This window comes from Alkalicella caledoniensis (genome assembly GCF_014467015.1).
In the GTDB taxonomy this organism is placed as follows: Bacteria; Bacillota; Proteinivoracia; order Proteinivoracales; family Proteinivoracaceae; genus Alkalicella; species Alkalicella caledoniensis.
On sequence record NZ_CP058559.1, the window covers coordinates 643,062 to 662,231 of the forward strand.

General features: G+C 35.0%; 19 protein-coding genes. 2 read left to right on the forward strand and 17 right to left on the reverse strand.

What is annotated here, in order from left to right:
- Positions 1 to 8: 8 nt before the first annotated feature.
- Together HYG86_RS03250 and HYG86_RS03255 are read right to left on the reverse strand one after the other, a co-directional pair.
- A complete protein-coding gene (locus tag HYG86_RS03250; protein ID WP_213167515.1) occupies positions 9 to 1,604 on the reverse strand; it encodes an ABC transporter transmembrane domain-containing protein in 1,596 nt (531 codons plus the stop codon).
- Positions 1,605 to 1,901: 297 nt separating this feature from the next.
- Positions 1,902 to 2,264 carry an SPASM domain-containing protein gene (locus HYG86_RS03255; RefSeq protein ID WP_213167516.1) on the reverse strand — a complete coding sequence of 121 codons (363 nt, stop codon included), beginning with the start codon at positions 2,262 to 2,264 and terminating at the stop codon, positions 1,902 to 1,904.
- A gap of 213 nt (positions 2,265 to 2,477) precedes the next feature.
- Here HYG86_RS03255 and HYG86_RS03260 point away from each other — a divergent pair.
- Positions 2,478 to 4,036, forward strand: a protein-coding gene (locus tag HYG86_RS03260; RefSeq protein ID WP_213167517.1) for an IS3 family transposase whose coding sequence is annotated in 2 segments (ribosomal slippage) — positions 2,478 to 2,946 and positions 2,946 to 4,036 — 1,560 coding nt in all. Because the reading frame shifts where the segments join, the coding sequence is not laid out codon by codon here.
- 82 nt (positions 4,037 to 4,118) lie between these two features.
- On the opposite strand, the gene HYG86_RS03265 is transcribed toward HYG86_RS03260, so the two are convergent.
- Positions 4,119 to 5,060, reverse strand: coding sequence for a radical SAM protein (locus HYG86_RS03265; protein ID WP_213167518.1), 942 nt, complete (start codon positions 5,058 to 5,060; stop codon positions 4,119 to 4,121).
- Positions 5,061 to 5,357: 297 nt separating this feature from the next.
- On the opposite strand from HYG86_RS03265, the gene HYG86_RS03270 reads away from it, so the two are divergent.
- On the forward strand, positions 5,358 to 6,248 hold the full coding sequence (locus tag HYG86_RS03270) for a helix-turn-helix domain-containing protein (RefSeq protein ID WP_213167519.1): 891 nt from the start codon (positions 5,358 to 5,360) through the stop codon (positions 6,246 to 6,248).
- Positions 6,249 to 6,591: 343 nt separating this feature from the next.
- Here HYG86_RS03270 and HYG86_RS03275 read toward each other — a convergent pair whose 3' ends face one another.
- From HYG86_RS03275 to cobU, 14 genes are all read right to left on the reverse strand, one after another.
- On the reverse strand, positions 6,592 to 7,677 hold the full coding sequence (locus HYG86_RS03275) for an ABC transporter ATP-binding protein (RefSeq protein ID WP_213167520.1): 1,086 nt from the start codon (positions 7,675 to 7,677) through the stop codon (positions 6,592 to 6,594).
- A gap of 41 nt (positions 7,678 to 7,718) precedes the next feature.
- Positions 7,719 to 8,318: an ABC transporter transmembrane domain-containing protein gene (locus HYG86_RS03280; protein WP_213167521.1), complete on the reverse strand. Its 600-nt coding sequence runs from the start codon at positions 8,316 to 8,318 to the stop codon at positions 7,719 to 7,721.
- Complete coding sequence (locus HYG86_RS03285) at positions 8,319 to 9,815, reverse strand: ABC transporter ATP-binding protein (protein WP_213167522.1); 1,497 nt, start codon at positions 9,813 to 9,815, stop codon at positions 8,319 to 8,321.
- Entirely contained in the window at positions 9,803 to 10,060 is a 258-nt protein-coding gene (locus HYG86_RS03290; protein WP_213167523.1) for a hypothetical protein, read from the reverse strand. Before HYG86_RS03290 ends, HYG86_RS03285 begins: the two co-directional genes overlap by 13 nt.
- Before the next feature lie 278 nt (positions 10,061 to 10,338).
- Positions 10,339 to 10,869, reverse strand: a complete 531-nt coding sequence (locus tag HYG86_RS03295) for a cob(I)yrinic acid a,c-diamide adenosyltransferase (protein WP_213167524.1) — start codon at positions 10,867 to 10,869, stop codon at positions 10,339 to 10,341.
- A 1-nt stretch (position 10,870) separates the two neighbouring features.
- The gene (locus HYG86_RS03300) at positions 10,871 to 11,665 is read right to left on the reverse strand and encodes an ABC transporter ATP-binding protein (RefSeq protein ID WP_213167525.1); all 795 of its coding nucleotides are present in this window, start codon (positions 11,663 to 11,665) and stop codon (positions 10,871 to 10,873) included.
- Positions 11,665 to 12,720: a FecCD family ABC transporter permease gene (locus HYG86_RS03305; protein ID WP_213167526.1), complete on the reverse strand. Its 1,056-nt coding sequence runs from the start codon at positions 12,718 to 12,720 to the stop codon at positions 11,665 to 11,667. Before HYG86_RS03305 ends, HYG86_RS03300 begins: the two co-directional genes overlap by 1 nt.
- Before the next feature lie 5 nt (positions 12,721 to 12,725).
- Positions 12,726 to 13,655, reverse strand: coding sequence for an ABC transporter substrate-binding protein (locus tag HYG86_RS03310; RefSeq protein ID WP_213167527.1), 930 nt, complete (start codon positions 13,653 to 13,655; stop codon positions 12,726 to 12,728).
- A 32-nt stretch (positions 13,656 to 13,687) separates the two neighbouring features.
- The gene (locus HYG86_RS03315) at positions 13,688 to 14,743 is read right to left on the reverse strand and encodes a pyridoxal phosphate-dependent aminotransferase (protein WP_213167528.1); all 1,056 of its coding nucleotides are present in this window, start codon (positions 14,741 to 14,743) and stop codon (positions 13,688 to 13,690) included.
- A gap of 12 nt (positions 14,744 to 14,755) precedes the next feature.
- Entirely contained in the window at positions 14,756 to 15,700 is a 945-nt protein-coding gene (cbiB, locus tag HYG86_RS03320) for an adenosylcobinamide-phosphate synthase CbiB (RefSeq protein WP_213167529.1), read from the reverse strand.
- On the reverse strand, positions 15,693 to 17,192 hold the full coding sequence (locus HYG86_RS03325) for a cobyric acid synthase (RefSeq protein ID WP_343064230.1): 1,500 nt from the start codon (positions 17,190 to 17,192) through the stop codon (positions 15,693 to 15,695). The genes cbiB and HYG86_RS03325 overlap by 8 nt, the downstream gene beginning before the upstream one ends.
- A gap of 43 nt (positions 17,193 to 17,235) precedes the next feature.
- Positions 17,236 to 17,826, reverse strand: a complete 591-nt coding sequence (gene cobC / locus HYG86_RS03330) for an alpha-ribazole phosphatase (protein ID WP_213167531.1) — start codon at positions 17,824 to 17,826, stop codon at positions 17,236 to 17,238.
- On the reverse strand, positions 17,823 to 18,578 hold the full coding sequence (cobS, locus tag HYG86_RS03335) for an adenosylcobinamide-GDP ribazoletransferase (RefSeq protein WP_213167532.1): 756 nt from the start codon (positions 18,576 to 18,578) through the stop codon (positions 17,823 to 17,825). Before cobS ends, cobC begins: the two co-directional genes overlap by 4 nt.
- A gap of 10 nt (positions 18,579 to 18,588) precedes the next feature.
- Positions 18,589 to 19,155, reverse strand: a complete 567-nt coding sequence (gene cobU, locus HYG86_RS03340; RefSeq protein ID WP_213167533.1) for a bifunctional adenosylcobinamide kinase/adenosylcobinamide-phosphate guanylyltransferase — start codon at positions 19,153 to 19,155, stop codon at positions 18,589 to 18,591.
- Between the last annotated feature and the right edge of the window lie 15 nt (positions 19,156 to 19,170).

The following is a 19,170-nucleotide window of genomic DNA, read 5'->3' on the forward strand; positions in this document are numbered from 1 at the left end:
ACATTTTGTTACATAGCCTTTATCTCTATGATTTCGTCAGCTATATCCTTAAATCCTTCATCATGAGTTATAATTATAGTTATACGATCATTCTTACTATCAAGAAGTATCTTTTTAAGCTTTGCGATACTAACTGTATCTAATGCCGAGGTTGGTTCATCTAGAATTAAAATCTTAGGTTTCTTTAGAAGAGCTCTAATAAGGGAAATCTTTAACTTTTCTCCCCCTGAAACATTCATCACAGTGTCTTCACAATCAAACAGATTTTTATTAACGTTTAACGCAGTTAATAGCACCCCTAATTCTTCTTTAAAATGTTCTTTACCTGTACCTGATGGCATATAAGTTAATTTAGGTTCTTGCTCACTAACTCCAATCAGCTCACTTCTGGTACTATATAGGTCAATCTTTTTTATGTCTAAAGAATTATACAATATAGTTCCACTAAATTCTTCAACATAAATTCCTAAAATTAGGTTTATTAAGGTGCTTTTTCCAACACCATTTTCTCCTGCTATGCAATATATATTTCCTCGATTAAAAACATAACTAAATTTCTTTATTTCTGAATTAGAGCCCTTATATCCAAAACTTATATTATTTAGTTCTATATTCTCAATATTCTCTAACAGTACACTGCCATTTTTCTCTGGGTTAATGGATAAAATGTCCAAAATTCTATCCATACTCACCTTAGCATTTTGGTATTGCTCACCAACGGAGTAAAGAAATCCTAAATTGTCCAAAATCATTATAAAATAATTGCTCATTATGGTGAACTGACCAATTTTTAGGTTACCAGAAATTATCTCCTTTCCCCCATAGTAAAATAAAATCACTTGTACTACAACTTTTATCAATGTTTTATTACTAGCAAATTGTAATGATGTCCTTGTATATTTTAGTAGTGATGTTAACACATTGGATAGCTTTTTATCTATATATTCATTGTATTCTTCAAATGCACCTTTAATTTTAATTGATTTCATATTCTCTAAAAAATGCTGCGTCTTGGAAAACGCATCATTCTCTTTTTCTTTCATATCATAATTTAAAGTATAAATTTTGTCCTTGAAAAAAAAATAACTCATAATATATATAGGTATTAAAGGCAAAATAATTATCGTTAGCATATCATTTATTCTAAAGCAAATTACCAAAAGTAAAACTATGTTTAGCAAATTAATTACTACATTAAAGCTATTCCCAAGTATAAATGCTACAATAACATTAACATCTGAATTTATTCTATGGTTGATATATCCAGGTTCTTTGGATTCGAGGTTACTAATAGGGATAAATGAAATATGCTTTAATATAAATAGTTTCAAGTCATTTGATATATGTGTTTTGAGCTTAACGAAAATATAGCTCTGGACACAGTTTGCAAGTATATTCCCTAACCCTAAGATAAGTAAGAGAATTGAAAACACTTTTATTGAATTAATATCTATATGTTCTACTAGAGAATCTATATAACTTCCAGTAAAGTAAGGAAGTGAAATTCCTAATAACTTAGCTAAAAAACTAAGTATTACATAAAAAATAATCAACTTACCATAGCTCTTTATATAGGGGAACAATAGATTAACAAATGACGCCACTGAAAATCACACCTTCTAGTAAAATCTTCTAAATGACATGTTAAATCCAAGTTTTGAAACTTGGATTTAACATGTCATTTTACTTAAAATTCAATATGAAAACCATCCCAACATTGATTTATGTCTGGGCACGGTGGCATATGCCCGAAACATGGCACTATATAACCATCGCATCCTAAATGGCAGTTCACTGAATTATTTGGATCACTTCCGTTTATTAGGTATTTCATACTCTCACCCCCTTTCCAATCCCACTAGTTTTTTCTTGTCAAATACACTATAGAAAATGAAACTCACTTAATTACTCACTATTATTTCTTCTTTTAATTTATCAAGGACAATCTGCTCTATGTGATCTCGTAAATTATACTTGTATCTCGAACATCGATCTATAATTTCACTTTCTCTTCTTTTTGGACAACCACCCATACAAATTGGGATAATTTTACATTTAGCACACTCTGAATCTTGGGTAGGGTCGTATAACAAATATTTAGTCAACTCTTTCAAGTCATTTTTATTTTTATCGACCAAATTACTTATAACATATCCTTTTATACCTATATCAGACCAACATTTATATATGTCTCCTTTAGGATCTATTACAATTGCAGAATTCGAATCTGCTCCACACCTGTTACCTAATAATGCAGGATACATATGACGCATATTTTTACTAAAACCACTTCTTACAAGCTCTTGTTGAAATTCAAAAGAGTATTTGCAAAAAGTATTAAAGTCTAAACATTTATTTATTGAATAGCAGTCATTAGTAGGCTCGATATAACCTAGATACCCCTATGTGTTAGGATAGTTGTCGTAAGAAATTGATGTATAATAGAAAATACGACAATGAACCTAAGGAGAGAGAATATGCCTAGAACTAGCAAGTATAGTCAAGATTTTATAGATACAGTTTTAAAGAGGCTTGAGCCCCCTTCATCAGAGACAGTGAATGATTTATCAGAAGAGCTAGGGATACCAAGCTCAACTATCTATACATGGGTAAAAAGGAGCAATGGTAGTTTAAGAAAGCAAAAGCCCAAGGATAAGTGGACATCCAAAGATAAGTTTCATGTTGTTTTAGAGACAGCCACTCTATCGGAACTGCAACTAGCAGAGTATTGTAGGAGAAAAGGCCTTTATGTAGAGGAAGTTAAAGCCTGGAAAGATCAGTGTCTTAATGCTAATAATGAACCTGTGGAAGATACTAAAAAGATAAAGAATGAGCTTAAAGAGGAAAAACTAAAAGCTAAAGAGCTAGAAAAAGAACTTCGTATGAAAGAAAAGGCATTAGCTGAAACGGCTGCTTTACTGGTACTTAGAAAAAAGGCAAACGCGATTTGGGGGGACCCCGAGGAAGACTGATCAGTGACTCAGATCGTGTAGACGCAGTAAAGCTGATCAAAGAGGCAGTAGATAGTGGTGCTAGATTAAGACCAGCCTGTGCAGAATTGAATATAAGCGACCGGACATATCAGCGCTGGTCTAAGGGTAATGAAGTAAAAAAAGATCAACGTCCGTTGGCGCAAAGGCCTGTTCCCAAAAACAAGTTAAGCGATGAAGAACGCTCCATAATACTAGATACGCTAAATAGCCCAGAGTACGCTGACCTACCTCCCTCTCAGATTGTACCGAAGTTAGCTAACGAGGGTAAATACCTTGCTTCCGAATCGACAATTTACCGAATATTGAGAGAAGAAAAAATGAATGCACATAGATCTAAAACTAAAGAGCCTATAAAAAAGGAAGCTCCTACACATATTGCGACAGCTCCAAATAAGGTATGGACATGGGACATAACCTGGTTGAATGCTTCTGTAAAAGGTGCTTACTTTAAGCTATATTTAATCTTGGATATGTTTAGTAGAATGATAGTGGCGTACGAAGTTTGGGAGTCAGAAAAAGCAGAATATGCAGAGCAACTAGTAAGAAAAGCAACCTTGTCACAAGGCATAGCTGGAAGACCCCTGGTCCTTCATTCTGATAACGGTAGCCCAATGAAAGCTGCTACATTTCAAGCAACCCTAGAAAAGCTTGGTATCCAAAGCTCATTTTCTAGACCTAGGGTAAGTAATGATAATCCGTACTCTGAATCACTTTTTAAAACGATGAAGTATGTTCCGAAGTACCCTACTAAAGGGTTTCATTCAATAGATGAAGCAAGGAAATGGGTAAGAAAATTTGTAAGTTGGTACAACAACGAGCATTTGCATAGTGGTATTAAGTTTATAACACCCTATCAGAGACATTACGGTCTCGATAAGGCAATAATGGCTAAACGTATCGAAGCTTATAAACTAGCTCAACGAAAGCATCCTGAAAGGTGGGCTAGACATATCAGAAATTGGGAGTTGCCAGAGTTTGTGGCATTAAATCCTATTAAGGATGAAGAAGCAGTGGAACTTATTAGTCAGGAAGAGCAAGTGTAATCACAAGACTAGATTTGGCGAAGCGTATCATTTACTTGGAGAGGCCCACATGGTAGCCTGTTGAAAAGGCAGGACTTATTATTTATGGGCATGCCTTTAAGGACCTATACCTTGTGGGCAGAGGCTCCATGTCAATGACAAATCGGGTCCAGAACTCATAATTATTTTTATTAAAATGCGACAACTTTATTGACAAACACCGATACACATAAACTTTATTTTTTAATCCATATTCATCCAATGCTTCTAAGAGTTTATCAATTGAATTTATATTGTCTTTGTCTGCGTTTACCCTAAGGGCTGTTTGAGGAATAATATTTACGTTTTCAGCAAGATTTGATAATATTTGTTTAAAAGTTGGCCCACCCCCACTAAGCGGTCGTCTTTTATCATGTTCATTCTCTTCACCATCAATAGTTACTTGTATATTTTTGATGTCGAGTTCTTTAAGTCTAGAACAAGTATAGTTATTAAGATTATATCCATTAGTTATCATTGATGCAGAATAATTTATGTTTTTATCACGACATATTTGCTTAGTTTTTTCTGTAATATTTTCGATTATATTGAGGGCAAGTAAAGGTTCTCCTCCATACCACGTAATTTTAACTCCATCGTAATACTTTGCTTGTTGCTCTATAAACTTAATAACTGAATCTTGAACTTCTTTACTCATTATCCCGTCTCTATAGCCTTTTTCAAAACAATAAATACAGTCAAAATTACAGTTCATTGTTGGAGCAATTGTAATCTGCCATATTCTAGATGAATATCTACTTCTTAGCATGTTAAGCCTAATTAATTCGAGTTCATCTGTTTGATTATCTATCATAAATCCACCCTTTATTAGACTACTAATAAGTTCTTCATCTTTAATGGGAATACTCTCTTCAACAAATCTATTAAAAATATCATATTTTTCCTTTTCCATAATTGCTAGTGCATTGCTTCGAGAATTATAGGCTATAACTTTACTACAATCATTTGGAAAATCATAAAAGAAATTATAGTCAGATGATTTCAAGATTACACCTCCATATTGATTTTCTAATTATATAAATTCATCATACATATGCCATTCATAAATATCACTTTCTTTTTCCGCTAAAATCACAGTTGTATTACTCCTACTAAAGCTAAATATACTAATGAAAATTATCAATAGTAATACCACTATTTTTGTATTTTTCAATTCTATAGTTCCCCCCTTAAATTATTGTTTTATTCTTAAATTTATAATATAATAGAATATAAAGAACATCAATACACTTTAATGTTGGTTGACATTTTGCTTGTTGTGTGATAATTGGGGAGGGATGACGTGTATTATAATCTTTTATTATTTGGGGATAAATTTAAGAGTATCAGGGAAAATCTTAAATTAACTAGGGAAATGCTAAGCGATTTATCTGGAGTACATGTTGAAACTATCCGAAGAATTGAAAAAGGAGGGGCTAGAATCCCTAAATCTGAAACATTGGAAATACTCTCATTTTTCATGAAGGAAGATCTAAATTTGATATTATTCGATTACCGCATAGATGATTATTCTCTGTTCAAATCTATTAGAAATAGTCTAGAGAATAAATTAAATGAAGGAAATTTTGATTTATCTACGGAAATAATTGAATTAAAAAAAATGATAAATCCAAGTATTAATAACTATAACCAAGTTTTTATTAAACAGTTAATTCTTCTTGCCGAAGGAATTATTTCATATAGAAAAAAAGACTACAATAATTCTTTTGAAAAATTTAATATGGCCCTTACTCAAAATACACCTTTTTTTGATGTGAATGATTATAAAGGTTATATCTATTCACCTATGGAAATTCGGATATTAATGAATTTAGCATTTGTTCTAAATAAGCTTGGAAAGACAAATCTCTATCTAGAGATTTTGGAGTTTTGTATAACTAACCAGAATTCTACAGATATCATTGATAAATTATGTCATAATTTATCAAGCGCATTCCTACGGACAGGAGAGTACGAAAAAGCATTAAAATATTCCAAAATGGGAGTCGAGTATTGTGAAGAAAAACTAAAAGTTAATGGCTTGCATATACTATACTACGGCAAAGGCCTAGCAGAATATTACTTGAACAACAATGAGTACTTAAAATCCATTAACAAGGCAATTTTTCTTTGTGACCTTTTCCGCAAAGACGATTTTAAAAAAATAATCCTTAACAGCACTTGTAGTACGTAATTCTAAGATTTCTGTTCAATCCCTAAGTTCTAAAAATCTTGCCTGAGTAGGGTTATTCTTTAATAGCTTAATTTATAGATAGTAGAGATAGGGTCAATTGTGCTAAGAATGCAGTTAAGTGTCTTACAGAAGATGGAGTGATAATCTGGGGTGACAGTCAGAGGGAGCAAGATGAGGAGGGTAAAGAGTTTATTTTATCCCAAGGTTTTAGAAAAATTGAATTTAAGGGTATGGGTCCTATTGTAAAGGACAAAAATGAGACTACTATTTTTTATCGGGATGGAAATTGTTTAGGAATATAAAAACAGAAGGCATTGCCATACACGGGCAATGCCTTCTATTTTTATGCTATTTTATCTTCTTTAAATTGTAAGTTGTAAAGATTGGCGTAGATTCCCCCTAGTTCTATGAGTTCTTGATGTGTTCCTTGTTCTGCTATGGCCCCTTTATCCATGACCAGTATCCTATCTGCCTTTTCTATGGTCGATAGTCTGTGGGCTATTACTATGGATGTTTTTTCTCCCATTAGATCATCCAATGCCGATTGTACCAGTGCTTCTGACTCGTTATCTAAGGCAGAGGTCGCTTCATCTAGGAGCAATATCTCGGCGTTTTTTATTATGGCTCTGGCTATTGCTATACGTTGTTTTTGTCCTCCTGATAGGAATGTTCCCCTTTCACCTACAAGTGTATTGTAGCCTTCTTCTAGGTTTTCTATAAAGTCATGGGCATTTGCCTGTTTCGCAGCTTCTACTATCTGCTTTGTACTTGCCCCTGTTTTTCCAAAAGAGATATTTTCTTGAACTGTCCCACTAAACAAGTAAGGATCTTGGGGTACAAAGGCTGCCAAATCTCTTATTTCCTCCATTGTATACTTACTTGCAGGTTTACCCATTATGGAGACACAACCTGATTGTGGATAGTTGAAACCAAGGATGAGTTTAAATAATGTGGATTTTCCTCCACCACTGGGGCCTACAATAGCCACCGTCTCACCTTTTTTTACCGATAGACTCAAGTCATTGATAACCTTTATGTCGTCTTCATATTGAAAATTAACATTGTACAGGCTTAGTACTGCATTGTCGTAGCATCCTTCTTCAGATAAGGGATAGTATTTTGGTTCTTCCTTCTTGTCTAGGAGTTCACTTATTCTATCAAACCCTGCAAGGGATGTCTGTAGTTGGTTAATAAAGGTTCCTAGTTGGTTAAACAATTGTGAAACTCCATTTTGTACTTGTACTAATGCTATTATGGTACCTAGCTCAATATATCCCTTGGACATAAACAATCCACTGACTGCAATAAAACCCACAAAAGAGCTGGTCCATGCAAAAGTGTTTAAACCCTGGTAAGCGGCGTTAATCCTAACCCTTTTTTCAGCTTTACTTTTAGTTATATCATTAATTTCTTTAAACTTACCAACCATGTAACCACCTATGTTGAACAAACGTATAACATGGGCTCCAGCTAAGATGTCGGAGATCTTTTCTGTAACTTTACCAAGGGAAGACTGTCATCGCTGGCAACCTTCAATGGTTTTGCAAAACGTGTCATAATGAAAAGCAAAATAATTTGATAACCTATAAGCCCTAAAGCAAACCTCCAGTCTAGCCATACCATAAATACTGTACAGCCAATTCCATTCAACACTGTCTCACTGACTCGTACCAATTGCTCTTTGTAGGCTGTTTCAGTTGTTTGAATATCATTTGTAGTTCTAGATATTAAATCTCCACTATGGGAATCATTTAAAGTCGTTTGATCCAATTTAATTAGTTTTTCCAAGGATTGTTCCCTTAGACGTGCAGTTGTCTTTAAAGATGCGTAGTTTACTAGGTACATACCTATTGGTGTAATTAGAGCCAAAAAGATAATCAACCCTAAACATTTTAGTATGATTGGGAGTATCAAGCTGGAATCATAAACAGCCCTATCGAAAATATCCATAAAAAGAATAGCAATGACGATATTACTCATGGGGTTTGAAATAGCCAGCATTAATAATCCAGATAGATATCTACTTTTCTCTTCTTTCAGTAAATTTAACATAATTTTGTATTTTTTCATCTATGCCACCCCACTTTCTTGATCAACATGGGAAAAATCTTTGTTATAGAGTTTTGAATAAAGTCCTTCTTTATCAAGCAATTGTTCATGGGTTCCTTCTTCCACAACAGCTCCACCTTCAATAACTAAAATTCTATCAGCATTTTTTATTGTGGATAATCTATGTGCTATAACCATAGTTGTTCTACCTTCCATGGCCTTTTCCAATGCTTGTTGTACCATTTGCTCAGATTCAGTATCCAAAGCAGATGTGGCTTCATCAAGGAGTAATAATTTTGCATCCTTTAATATCGCCCTAGCAATTGAAATCCTTTGACGTTGCCCACCGGAAAGCTTAGCTCCCCTTTCACCTACCATGGTGTCGTATCCATCAGCAAGTTCCATTATAAAATTATGGGCGTTAGCCTTTTGAGACGCTGCAATTATTGCTTCCATGCTAAAATTTCTGCCTAAGGTTATATTTTCCTTTATTGTTGTGGGAAAAAGATAGGTGTCTTGGGAAACAACTGCTATTTCCTCTCGCAAAAAATCTAATTTCCATTTATCAATAGTATTATTAAATAGACTAATTTCCCCCTCATAGGGCTGGTAGAAACCTGTGATCAATTTAAAAATCGTTGATTTACCTCCACCACTTGGACCAACCAAAGCTACCTTTTCTCCACAATTTATATGGAAACTTATACCTTGCAATATATCTTTCTCACCATATGCAAATCTAACATTATTAAAACTAAGGACATTCTCACTTTCGAAATCTAATTTTTCGCCAGTTTGACGTTCTGATACAATATCTACTATTTCATAAATTCTATCTAATCCAGCTCCCGCTGCTTTATAGCTACCTATATGATTAGGAAGCTGAGCCAGGGGCCAAGATAGTTGATTTAGTAAGTTTATAAAGGCAAGTAGACCTCCAACAGACATACTACCTCGATTAACCAGTAGACTACCCAGTCCAAAAGACACTATAAATGGTAAGAATGTTAAAAAGCCAGATATTCCTGCAAGGATTGCTCTTCTTAGTGCTATAACTCTACCCCTTTTAACGGATTCATCCACCTGACCTTTGAAACTCTCTAAAATCCTATCCTTCAAATTGAATGATTTAACAATTTGAATTCCACCTAATATATCTTGATTCGCTTTGTTGATGTTTGCAAGCTCTTCCTGTAGGGCTTTACTATAGTTAGAAATTGGTTGAGTTATTTTCATTGTTAAATACATCATTATAGGTATAAATACTAAACTAGCCAAGGTCAGTTGCCAGTTTAAGTACGTCAAATAAGCAAGTGTAGCCACTGCCATCAGTGGCCTTAATATAAGAAAATAGCCATCCCAATCTAAAAAGCGTTTTACAAGTTGTATATCATTGGTAAGCTTAGACAAGTTGTCACCACTATGCATTGTATCAAGTTTAGGTATGGGTAACTTTGTAAACTTTTCAGTTGCTTTATATCTAAGGTCAGCTATGGCCCTTTCACTTAAATAGCCCACAACAAAATCCTTAAAATAAATGGTAGTTGCAAATAGTATAATGACTGATCCAAACCTAAAGCAATTTTCCCATACCCTTCTCCACCTTGAAGGCCAATATCTATCCCATTTTTAAATAAATCAGCCATGTATATAGTCAGGAAAATCTCAAGGACCATAAATATAGGTGTAAGGATAACAAATATCCTCAATTCTTTGTTCTCTAAAAATAACCGCCTCAGCGGATTTTTAATTTTACTTTCCATTTCACCCACCCCTTACATAATTATTTAATCAAATACTTAATATATTTAATATTATACTTAACTTTATTGATTATTGCAAGTGTGTTTTAAATATTTTTATTTAATTTTGGTGAAACTGATGTTTATTTAATAAATACCTTAATATATTTAATTCAATTATTCTTCTCGTAAAAAAATCCTTTGTAACAAAGTCAAAAGATCATAGCAAAGATTTTGAAAGAGATTACCTCAGAAATTAAAAAGTGACCCTTTAATGGGCCACTTTTAATTATTATTTGCTATCTTTCAATTCCGTCCCTTGATGTTACACCTTGATCATAATAATGCTTTATTTTCTTCATCTCAGTTATTAAATCTGCCTTTTCTGAAACCTCCGGGGGAACATCCCTTCCTGTCAGTATAATTTCCATTCCCTCAGGTTTTTCATCTATGAATTGGCACACCTGTTGTTGTGATATTAAACCATTCTTCATTGCAGCCATTATCTCATCTAAGATCAATACATCCTGAGGATTCTTTTCAAGCCAACTTAAGAATTCCTTCCACTCTTTTTGACATTGATTACTTAACTCTACTTGTTCTTGTTGTGTAAGGGTCCAAAAAAAACTATTTGTTTCGCCTATACGCTTTAAAGTGAATTTATCTTTAAAATGATCTATGCTTTCTATCTCTCCAGTGTACATTCCTTTTAAAAATTGCAAAAGGGTAACTTTAAACCCTCTCCCCACAGCCCTAAAACCTAGACCTAAGGCTGCAGTGGTTTTACCTTTTCCATCACCAGTGTATATTTGAACATATCCTTTTTCCATGTTAGATCGCTCTCCTTCCTTTACCTATGGGTATGACGTGGGGTTTACCTGTTATGGGGTTTTCTATGACACAACAATCCATTTTATAAACTCTTTGAACAATTTCTTTTTTGATAACTTCCTTAGGAGTGCCCATTGCCACAACACATCCCTCGTTTAACAGTATTATATAGTCACTGTATTCTACGGCCATATTTATATCATGAAGAACTGCTGATACAGTTATTTCTCTCTCTTTACACAGAAAAGCCACAGTATCTAGCAATCCAACTTGATGGTTAATGTCCAAGTGTGATATTGGCTCATCCAATAGTAAAATATTAGTTTGCTGTACAATAGCCCTTGCCACTATAACTCTTTGTCTTTCTCCACCACTTAGATTTTTTATGGACTTATCTTTAAGTCTTAAGGTGTCTGTCATCTCCATAGCTTCTTTGGCTATTTGCAGGTCCTTTTCACTTTCTAATTCAAAGGATTTAAGATATGGTGTTCTTCCCATAAGTACAATATCTAGAACTGAAAAGTCAAAATCCACTGATGTATCTTGGGGTACAGATGCTACCAATCTAGACATTTTTTTTGTGGATAGATTATAGATGTCATTTCCCTCAATAAAGATAGAATTCTTATTGGGCTCCAATATCTTTAGCATGTTTTTTAAAAGGGTTGTTTTCCCACACCCATTGGGCCCTAAAATACTATAGAATTTACCCCTTTGTATGTCAAGATTCAATCCATCTAGCACCGTTTCTTCGCCATACTTAAATCTCAGGTCTTTTACAGTTATATGGGGCATTACTGAATCACCTTCTTTTTAGTCTTATATAGTAAGTAAATAAAATAGGGTGACCCAAAGATGGCCGTGACTGCACCAACAGGGATTTCTGTGGGAGCTATAATTGTTCTTGCCAAAGTATCAGTTAATATTAAAAATATCGCACCACCTAAGGCTGAAAAAGGAATGAGAACTCTGTGATCCGGGCCCACAAGCATTCTAATGGCATGGGGTATTATCAAACCAACGAACCCAATTATTCCGCTTACGGAAACACTAAAAGCAATGATGACCGAAGAGATAACCAAGAGAACCCTTTTAGTTTTGTCCACTTCAACTCCAAGATTTTTCGCTGTATCATCTCCAACCATGAGAAGGTTTAAATCCCTTGCATAACAGATTATCAATAATGTCCCAACTAAAACTATAGGCAAAAGTGTAAAGACATGTTTCCAGCTAGCCGCAGCCACACTACCCATGGTCCAAAAAACAATACTTTCTATTTTGTCTCTGTTAAATATCATCAGTACAGAAATTATAGAGGAAAGCAGGGCACTTACGGCAATTCCAGCTAACAGTAGTGTAATAGTAGGAACCTTATTTCCAATCCTAGCTATATTGTACACTAAAGTCACTGTGACTATAGCTCCAATAAAAGCTAGTAAATTTACATATCCTAACCCTCCAGTGAATCTACTTAATCCTAAAACAATAGCTATGGTTGCTCCAAGCGCTGCTCCAGATGAAACACCAATGACATAGGGGTCTGCCATGGGATTTTTAAACATCCCCTGAAATGTTGCACCCACAACAGATAGACCCATGCCCACAATAGCAGCTAGGAATATCCTAGGAAGTCGTATCTGCCACACTATTACTCTATGGGTATTTGGAATTTCCTCTGTACTAAAATACCTACCTAATCCAGGTATCCTTTCTAGCATGATCTTTAAGCTATCTAAAAATGATATATTTGCAACACCTAAAGTGCTTACATATATAACTAGAGTAACTAGGGCAATAAGTATTCCTATAAACAATGTGTTGTACTGACTTTTTTTCTCAATAAAGCTCATTTTATTTATTTGAATGCATCTGGATGGATAATTTTTGCAAGTTCCTCAAACCCTTTCGCAAGTCGTGGCCCTTGTCTATCTAGGAGATTATTATCTATTTCAAATACATTGCCCTCAATGATTGCTGTTAAATCCTGATACCCATTTGCTTCTTTGATTCCATCTATTACATTGTTGTATTTTGATACTATCATAATTTGTGGGTCATGCTCAACTAATTTCTCTAAGCTGTAACTCCAACCCTCCATGTCATCAGCAATATTAATACCCGAAGCCATTGCAATCATTTCACTTATAAAAGTACCCCCACCAGCAGTATAGTCACCATATTCACCATATCCAACAACATAGTAAACTGTAGGCTTCTCTTGGTCTTTGATTTTTTCTTCAACGGAATTCACCAAATCTTTCATTTCATTTATCATGTTTGTTGCTTGTTCATTTACATCAAGAATTTGGCCTAGCTTAGATATGACCTCGTATACCCCTTCAAAACTATTCTGTGGGTTCAGCAAAATAACTTTTATACCAAGGCTTTCTAATTTATCATACACATCTTCACTGAAATGGGTTGACGCAACTACAAGGTCTGGTTCAAGTTCAATTATTTTCTCAATATTAGGCTCTCTAAGGGTACCTACTGAGTCAATTGCGCTGACATCAGCAGGGTAGTCACAAAAATCAGTTCTTCCAACTAAAACCTCCTGTTGTCCCAATGCAAAAATTGTTTCTGTTATGCTTGGAGCTACAGATATTACTCGCTCAGGCTTACTTTCAAAGGTTAGTTCTTGTCCATAGGAATCTTTAATAGAAAAGGGGAAATCTGTACCTTCAACAACATCTGGATCTTCATCTTTTTCCTGGGATGTACATCCTACAACTACAAAAAGCATTAAACTCATTACCATAAATAAACTCAATAATTTTCTAAACATTTCTCCATCTCCTTATTGTTTTTGTGTATTTATTAAATAAATAACTCCTTTAATAAACCCGCCAGCTTACTGTTAGCTTTTCTATCTTTGATTGCAATTCTGAAATGGTATGGGGTTAGTCCAGTGAAACCTTCAGGTGTTCGGATTAAAACATCCCTTTCCAATAGCCATTTCTTTATTTCCTTGGCAGATAACTTATCTGACTTTAGCAATATGAAATTTGCTTGTGTTGGTAATACATTTAATCCTGGGATTTCTTTTAACTCATCATAGAGATATCTTCTTTCTCTTGCTATCCATTGGTTTGATTCAATAATATAGGCTTGGTCATCTAAAACACTTAGCCCTGCTATAACTGCAGCTGTATTAATATTCCACGGCTCCATTTTATTGCTTATTTTCTTAGCCAGATCTCCATCATTTATAACGGTATATCCTAATCGTATACCCGGCATACCGAAAAATTTCGTAACAGCACGCACAACTATTACATTTGGCAGTTTGTCTATCTGGTAAATCATACTATTTCTAGGGTAACCCTCTGTAAATTCTATAAATGCTTCATCAACTAGAAGGTAGCTATTTTTAGCCTTAAGTGTTAAAGCGAGATCCATCATTGAATCTAGGTTTGTTAATGTACCCGTTGGATTGTTTGGGTTACATAACACCATCAGTGAATTCTCTGATATACTCCTATGTAAACATGTCAAGTCTAAACATCCGTTTTCTAAATAAGCATTCACCTCCTCCACAGGGATTTTTTCAATTTCAGCAGCCCGTTTATATTCTGAGAAGGTAGGTACAACGATAACTACTTTCTCCACATCTAGTACTGAAATAGTCTTGTATATTATTTCAACTGCGCCATTTCCCACAATTATAGATTCCACATTGTCTATTTTTAAGTATTTTGCAATGGCAGCCCTTAACTCAAGGTATTGGATATCGGGATAACGGGTAAAATCTGATATATTTTGTACTAATTTAATTTCAAAGCTCTTGGGCACACCCAGTGGATTTATGTTGGAGCTAAAATCTATAAGTCTGTCATTTTTATAGCTATATATATTTCCTCCATGGAAATTCATTTTTTCACTCCTCTATTTAACCAGTATAGAGATTACCAAAAATATCATTAGTGTTAGAAAAGCCGATGTATACATAAGACTGTTTACCTTCTTAATGTCTTCATGGGAAATTTCTTTAGTGTCATCTCCAATTGTTGGTTTATCAACAAGTTTTCCATGATAATAGTTAGCTCCGCCTAGCTGAATATTTAAAGCTCCTGCGGTGGCAGCCTCAGGGTAACCTGCATTTGGACTGCTGTGTTTTAAATGGTCTCTTTTAAGTATTAGGAAACTTCTTTGTGTGTCCAGGCCAAGTATTGCTGACGACATGATTATTAATATCCCTGTGATTCTTGCAGGTATATAGTTTGCTATATCATCTAACTTTGCTGATGCCCATCCGAGGTGCATGTATTTTTCGTTTTTGTAACCCACCATGGAATCTAGGGTATTTATAGCTTTATATGCTAAGGCTAAAGGTGCTCCACCTAAAAACATGTAAATCAAGGGGGCTATTACACCGTCGGAGGTGTTTTCTGCCACTGTTTCAACAGCTGCCTTTGCTATTTCACTATCATTAAGGCTAGTTGTATCTCTCCCCACAATATAAGACAGTAGGATTCTAGCATTAGAGATATCATTTTCTTTTAGTGCCTTATACACCTTTATACTCTCCACTTTTAATGTTTTAGGGGCAATGCTTGTCCAAAGAAAGATTATGTTAATTCCCCAAAATAGATAGGTATGTACTTTTTTTGAATAATGAAGTGTCAATGCCACTGTAGCAAACGTAATAAAAACAGTGGATAGTGCTAAAATAACCCCGCCAAGCTTTAATCCTTTAGGGTACATAAATACTTTTCGTATAAGCTTCTCCATGGAAGTGACGAAAATGCCAATTATTCTAACTGGATGGGGAAACCAATAAGGGTCACCTAAAATCATATCCATTGTAAATGCCGTTAATATACTAATCATTAATACCTTCCTCTAGTATTTTGTAAACAGCTTCCATATCTAAATTATCCCGAACGATGTCAGCTAGTTTGTCAAATTCCTGTTCTTTGTGATCCCAGAAATCTTGAACCACTATGTCCACAATTTCCTTATCCCTGTTCTTTCTCACATTGTTAAGTAGATTCCTGGTAAACTCTGCATTATCAAAGATTCCATGTAGATAAGTTCCAAATATTGTTAGGTCACCGTTGACTGCCCCATCATTTTCACCTGGGGAGTTCAAGCCAGTCCTTTCTTTTATTCTAATCAGTGGTTTCATGTCATTTAGATTCTTTGTTCTACCCATATGAATTTCATATCCTTTTACTCTGGTATTGAATATGCAATCAGTCCCCTGGGATAGGGTTGTTGCTTTACTCTTTTGGAACTCTGTAATTACAGGCAATAATGCTAAACCATCAATCCTGTTAGTGGTCGACTCCACACCTTCTAGATCTAGAATCTCTTGACCTAGCATTTGAAATCCCCCGCATATACCAAAGAGGTTGCTACCATTTTTGTTGGCTTTCAAAATTTCTTTATCAATTCCAGTTTTTTTGATTGCTTCTAGGTCTTCTATGGTGTTTTTACTTCCAGGTATTATTATCATGTCGGGGTTACCCAAGGCCATAGGTTTGTCTATATCCACAAATCTCAGTTTCACATCATTATGCATTCTCAAAGCATTAAAATCCGTAAAATTAGATATTTTAGGAAGCTTTAGTATAGCTATATCTAAATCTCCCATTGGGTTGTCACTGTACTGACTCCAGTTTGTAACGCTGTCTTCATCTTCAAGATTTAAATTGAAATAAGGTATTACACCAAGAACAGGAATATTTACTAGTTCCTCTATTTGTTTGAGCCCTGGTTTTAATAGTTCAACACTACCGCGAAATTTATTAATTATAATTCCTTTAATCATACTCCTTTCATCTTCATCAAGGAGCATTATAGTTCCATAGATAGAAGCAAAAACACCACCCCTATCTATATCCGCCACCAAAATTACTGGTGAACTGGCCATTTTTGCCATACCCATGTTTACAATATCATCACTTTTTAAGTTAATCTCAGCGGGGCTTCCAGCACCTTCAATCACAATAATATCGTTATTATCTAAAAGACTATAATAAATGGATTTAACCATTTCTCTAAGTCTCGGTTTATATTTAAAATACTCTGGAGCATCCATGTTTTCTGCAACAACGCCTTTTAATATTACCTGGGACTTTCTGTCTGTAGTTGGCTTTAGTAAAATGGGATTCATCTCCACCTTAGGTACTTTCCCACATGCCTCAGCTTGCATTACCTGGGCTCTCCCCATCTCATAACCCTCATGGGTTATATAGGAATTTAGGGACATATTTTGTGATTTAAAGGGCGAAACATTGTATCCATCTTGTGTTAATATCCTGCAAAGGGCTGTACAGAGGATACTTTTTCCCACGGATGATGCAGTACCTTGTATCATTACGCTTCTTCTTTTCACTAAAAGCACCTCCTTTTTATTTTTTTCAACAACAGTTTAAACTCTTAATAGTACAGTGACCATCCTTTAGCTCTAACACACTGTATTTACCATGTTCAAAGGTAAAATTCCAAAACAAGTGGTGACTACCTGTTAACAAAATAGAAGTTATTAGCTGGAGACATCCTTTATGAGAAACAAGTAGAATTTTTTTACCGTCATTGTAAGATAGTATCTTATAAATACTTTTTTTAACCCTACTGTACATGTCTATAAAGCTCTCCCCCCCAGGGGGTGGAGTAGTTTGCCAGTCTTCGTTCCAATCCTTCCACTGTTTTGGAAATTTTTTAGAAATTTCCTTATGGTGTAGTCCTTCCCATAAACCAAAGTCTATTTCAACTAGGTTATGGTCTAAAAGTATTTCCTGTTCACTACCTGATATAATTTGAGCTGTTTGAACACACCTTTGCAGTGGGCTTGATATAATGAATTCGAAACTATGCTCTGATAGACTATTCTTCAAGTTATCTCCCTGCTCTAATCCCCTATTGTTTAGAAGGCAATCAGTTCTACCATAGTATACCTTCTCTTGGTTTAGGACAGTTTCCCCATGCCTTACTAGATAAAGTAGAGTCATGACAACAGGCCCCAATGGTATATCCACAAAATGATGGGCAGAGCTACTATTTCGCATATTTCATTTATGGCTCCTAGTAAATCGCCAGTTAGTCCACCCAATTGTTTAATAAAAAAATGACGGGCTATGTACCCTAAGAGCAATACTAATAGCAAGCTTATGACACCGTACAAATTAAATAATCCAAAACACAGCATTAAGGCAATAACCACGGTCATGGTCGTACCCATTAGGTTGGTTTTACCAATAAAAAGGTCTCCTAGCCCTTCACCTTCCCTGGCATACTTAGCTCCAAATAATGTTATAGCCATGGCAGTTCTACCAATGGTTGGTAGTAGGACTATTGCTACTAGAATTATTTCCCTTGGCATGGCCTCTAAAAAAGCAATCTTTAAAATAAGTAAGAAAAATAAGCCCAGCATGCCATTTGTACCTATTCGACTATCCCGCATGATTTCCAACATTTTTTCTCTTTTTCTTGCTGAGAAGATACCGTCACAGGTATCTGCGAATCCATCTAAGTGCAATGCCCCTGTGATAAAGGCATTGGAAATCAATACTAAGATTATTGGTATTATCCCTTCAAACAGCTTCGAACTTAAAAAAAAGAACAAGGCGTTTATAGACCCTACCACAAGGCCTATAAATGGAAAATATATAATCCCCTTAGGGAAATCCCCCTCTTTGATATCAATGGCTTTGTTTATGGGGATTCGTGTAAAAAACTGTAACATCAAAAGAAATATCTTCATTTTATTGTCCTCACTTAATTTTTACTGGAATCCCGGAAACTAGCAGATATACTTCATGGGCCCCTTTAGCTATTAGTTGATTGGCCCTACCCGCCAAGTCCCGAAATACACGGGCCAGCTTAGCTTCAGGTACAACTGAGCTTCCAACCTCATTTGTTACCATAATAAGGTGTGTGTTTTTCTCATTGGCTGATGCCAATAGCTTTTCAAGTTGATCGGTAATAGAACTTTCAATTTCATCTAACACTTCCTGTGTTATGTTATCTTCGTCAAATTTTCCGTTGTTAAACATGATATTTGTAATCATAACAGTTATACAGTCAAGCAAAATAGTGTTATATTTATCTCCCTTTTCAAGAATTATGTCATGGAGGTTCTCAAAGCCTTCATATGTATCCCAATGTTTGGGTCTAGCTTCTTTATGCTTATTAACCCTATCTTGCATCTCTTCATCAAAGGCAATGGCAGTGGCTATATAAAGGACTTTTTCATCTAGGCCTATGCCCTTTGCTATTTGTTCTGCATAGCTGCTCTTTCCACTTCGAGCACCGCCCGTCACTACAGTAATCTTCCCCATAATAGCACCTCCTTT

Excerpts from the sequence above, each read along its gene's own strand:
- HYG86_RS03305 (WP_213167526.1), bottom strand. The coding sequence starts at position 12,720 with ATGAGCTTTATTGAGAAAAAAAGTCAGTACAACACATTGTTTATAGGA.
- HYG86_RS03275 (WP_213167520.1), bottom strand. The coding sequence starts at position 7,677 with ATGGTTGGTAAGTTTAAAGAAATTAATGATATAACTAAAAGTAAAGCT.
- HYG86_RS03255 (WP_213167516.1), bottom strand. The coding sequence starts at position 2,264 with ATGTATCCTGCATTATTAGGTAACAGGTGTGGAGCAGATTCGAATTCT.
- cobS (WP_213167532.1), bottom strand. The coding sequence starts at position 18,578 with ATGAAGATATTTCTTTTGATGTTACAGTTTTTTACACGAATCCCCATA.
- HYG86_RS03290 (WP_213167523.1), bottom strand. The coding sequence starts at position 10,060 with ATGGAAAGTAAAATTAAAAATCCGCTGAGGCGGTTATTTTTAGAGAAC.
- HYG86_RS03295 (WP_213167524.1), bottom strand. The coding sequence starts at position 10,869 with ATGGAAAAAGGATATGTTCAAATATACACTGGTGATGGAAAAGGTAAA.
- HYG86_RS03310 (WP_213167527.1), bottom strand. The coding sequence starts at position 13,655 with ATGTTTAGAAAATTATTGAGTTTATTTATGGTAATGAGTTTAATGCTT.
- HYG86_RS03325 (WP_343064230.1), bottom strand. The coding sequence starts at position 17,192 with ATGATACAAGGTACTGCATCATCCGTGGGAAAAAGTATCCTCTGTACA.
- cobC (WP_213167531.1), bottom strand. The coding sequence starts at position 17,826 with ATGACTCTACTTTATCTAGTAAGGCATGGGGAAACTGTCCTAAACCAA.
- HYG86_RS03300 (WP_213167525.1), bottom strand. The coding sequence starts at position 11,665 with ATGCCCCATATAACTGTAAAAGACCTGAGATTTAAGTATGGCGAAGAA.
- cbiB (WP_213167529.1), bottom strand. The coding sequence starts at position 15,700 with ATGATTAGTATATTAACGGCATTTACAATGGATATGATTTTAGGTGAC.
- HYG86_RS03280 (WP_213167521.1), bottom strand. The coding sequence starts at position 8,318 with ATGAAAAAATACAAAATTATGTTAAATTTACTGAAAGAAGAGAAAAGT.
- cobU (WP_213167533.1), bottom strand. The coding sequence starts at position 19,155 with ATGGGGAAGATTACTGTAGTGACGGGCGGTGCTCGAAGTGGAAAGAGC.
- HYG86_RS03315 (WP_213167528.1), bottom strand. The coding sequence starts at position 14,743 with ATGAATTTCCATGGAGGAAATATATATAGCTATAAAAATGACAGACTT.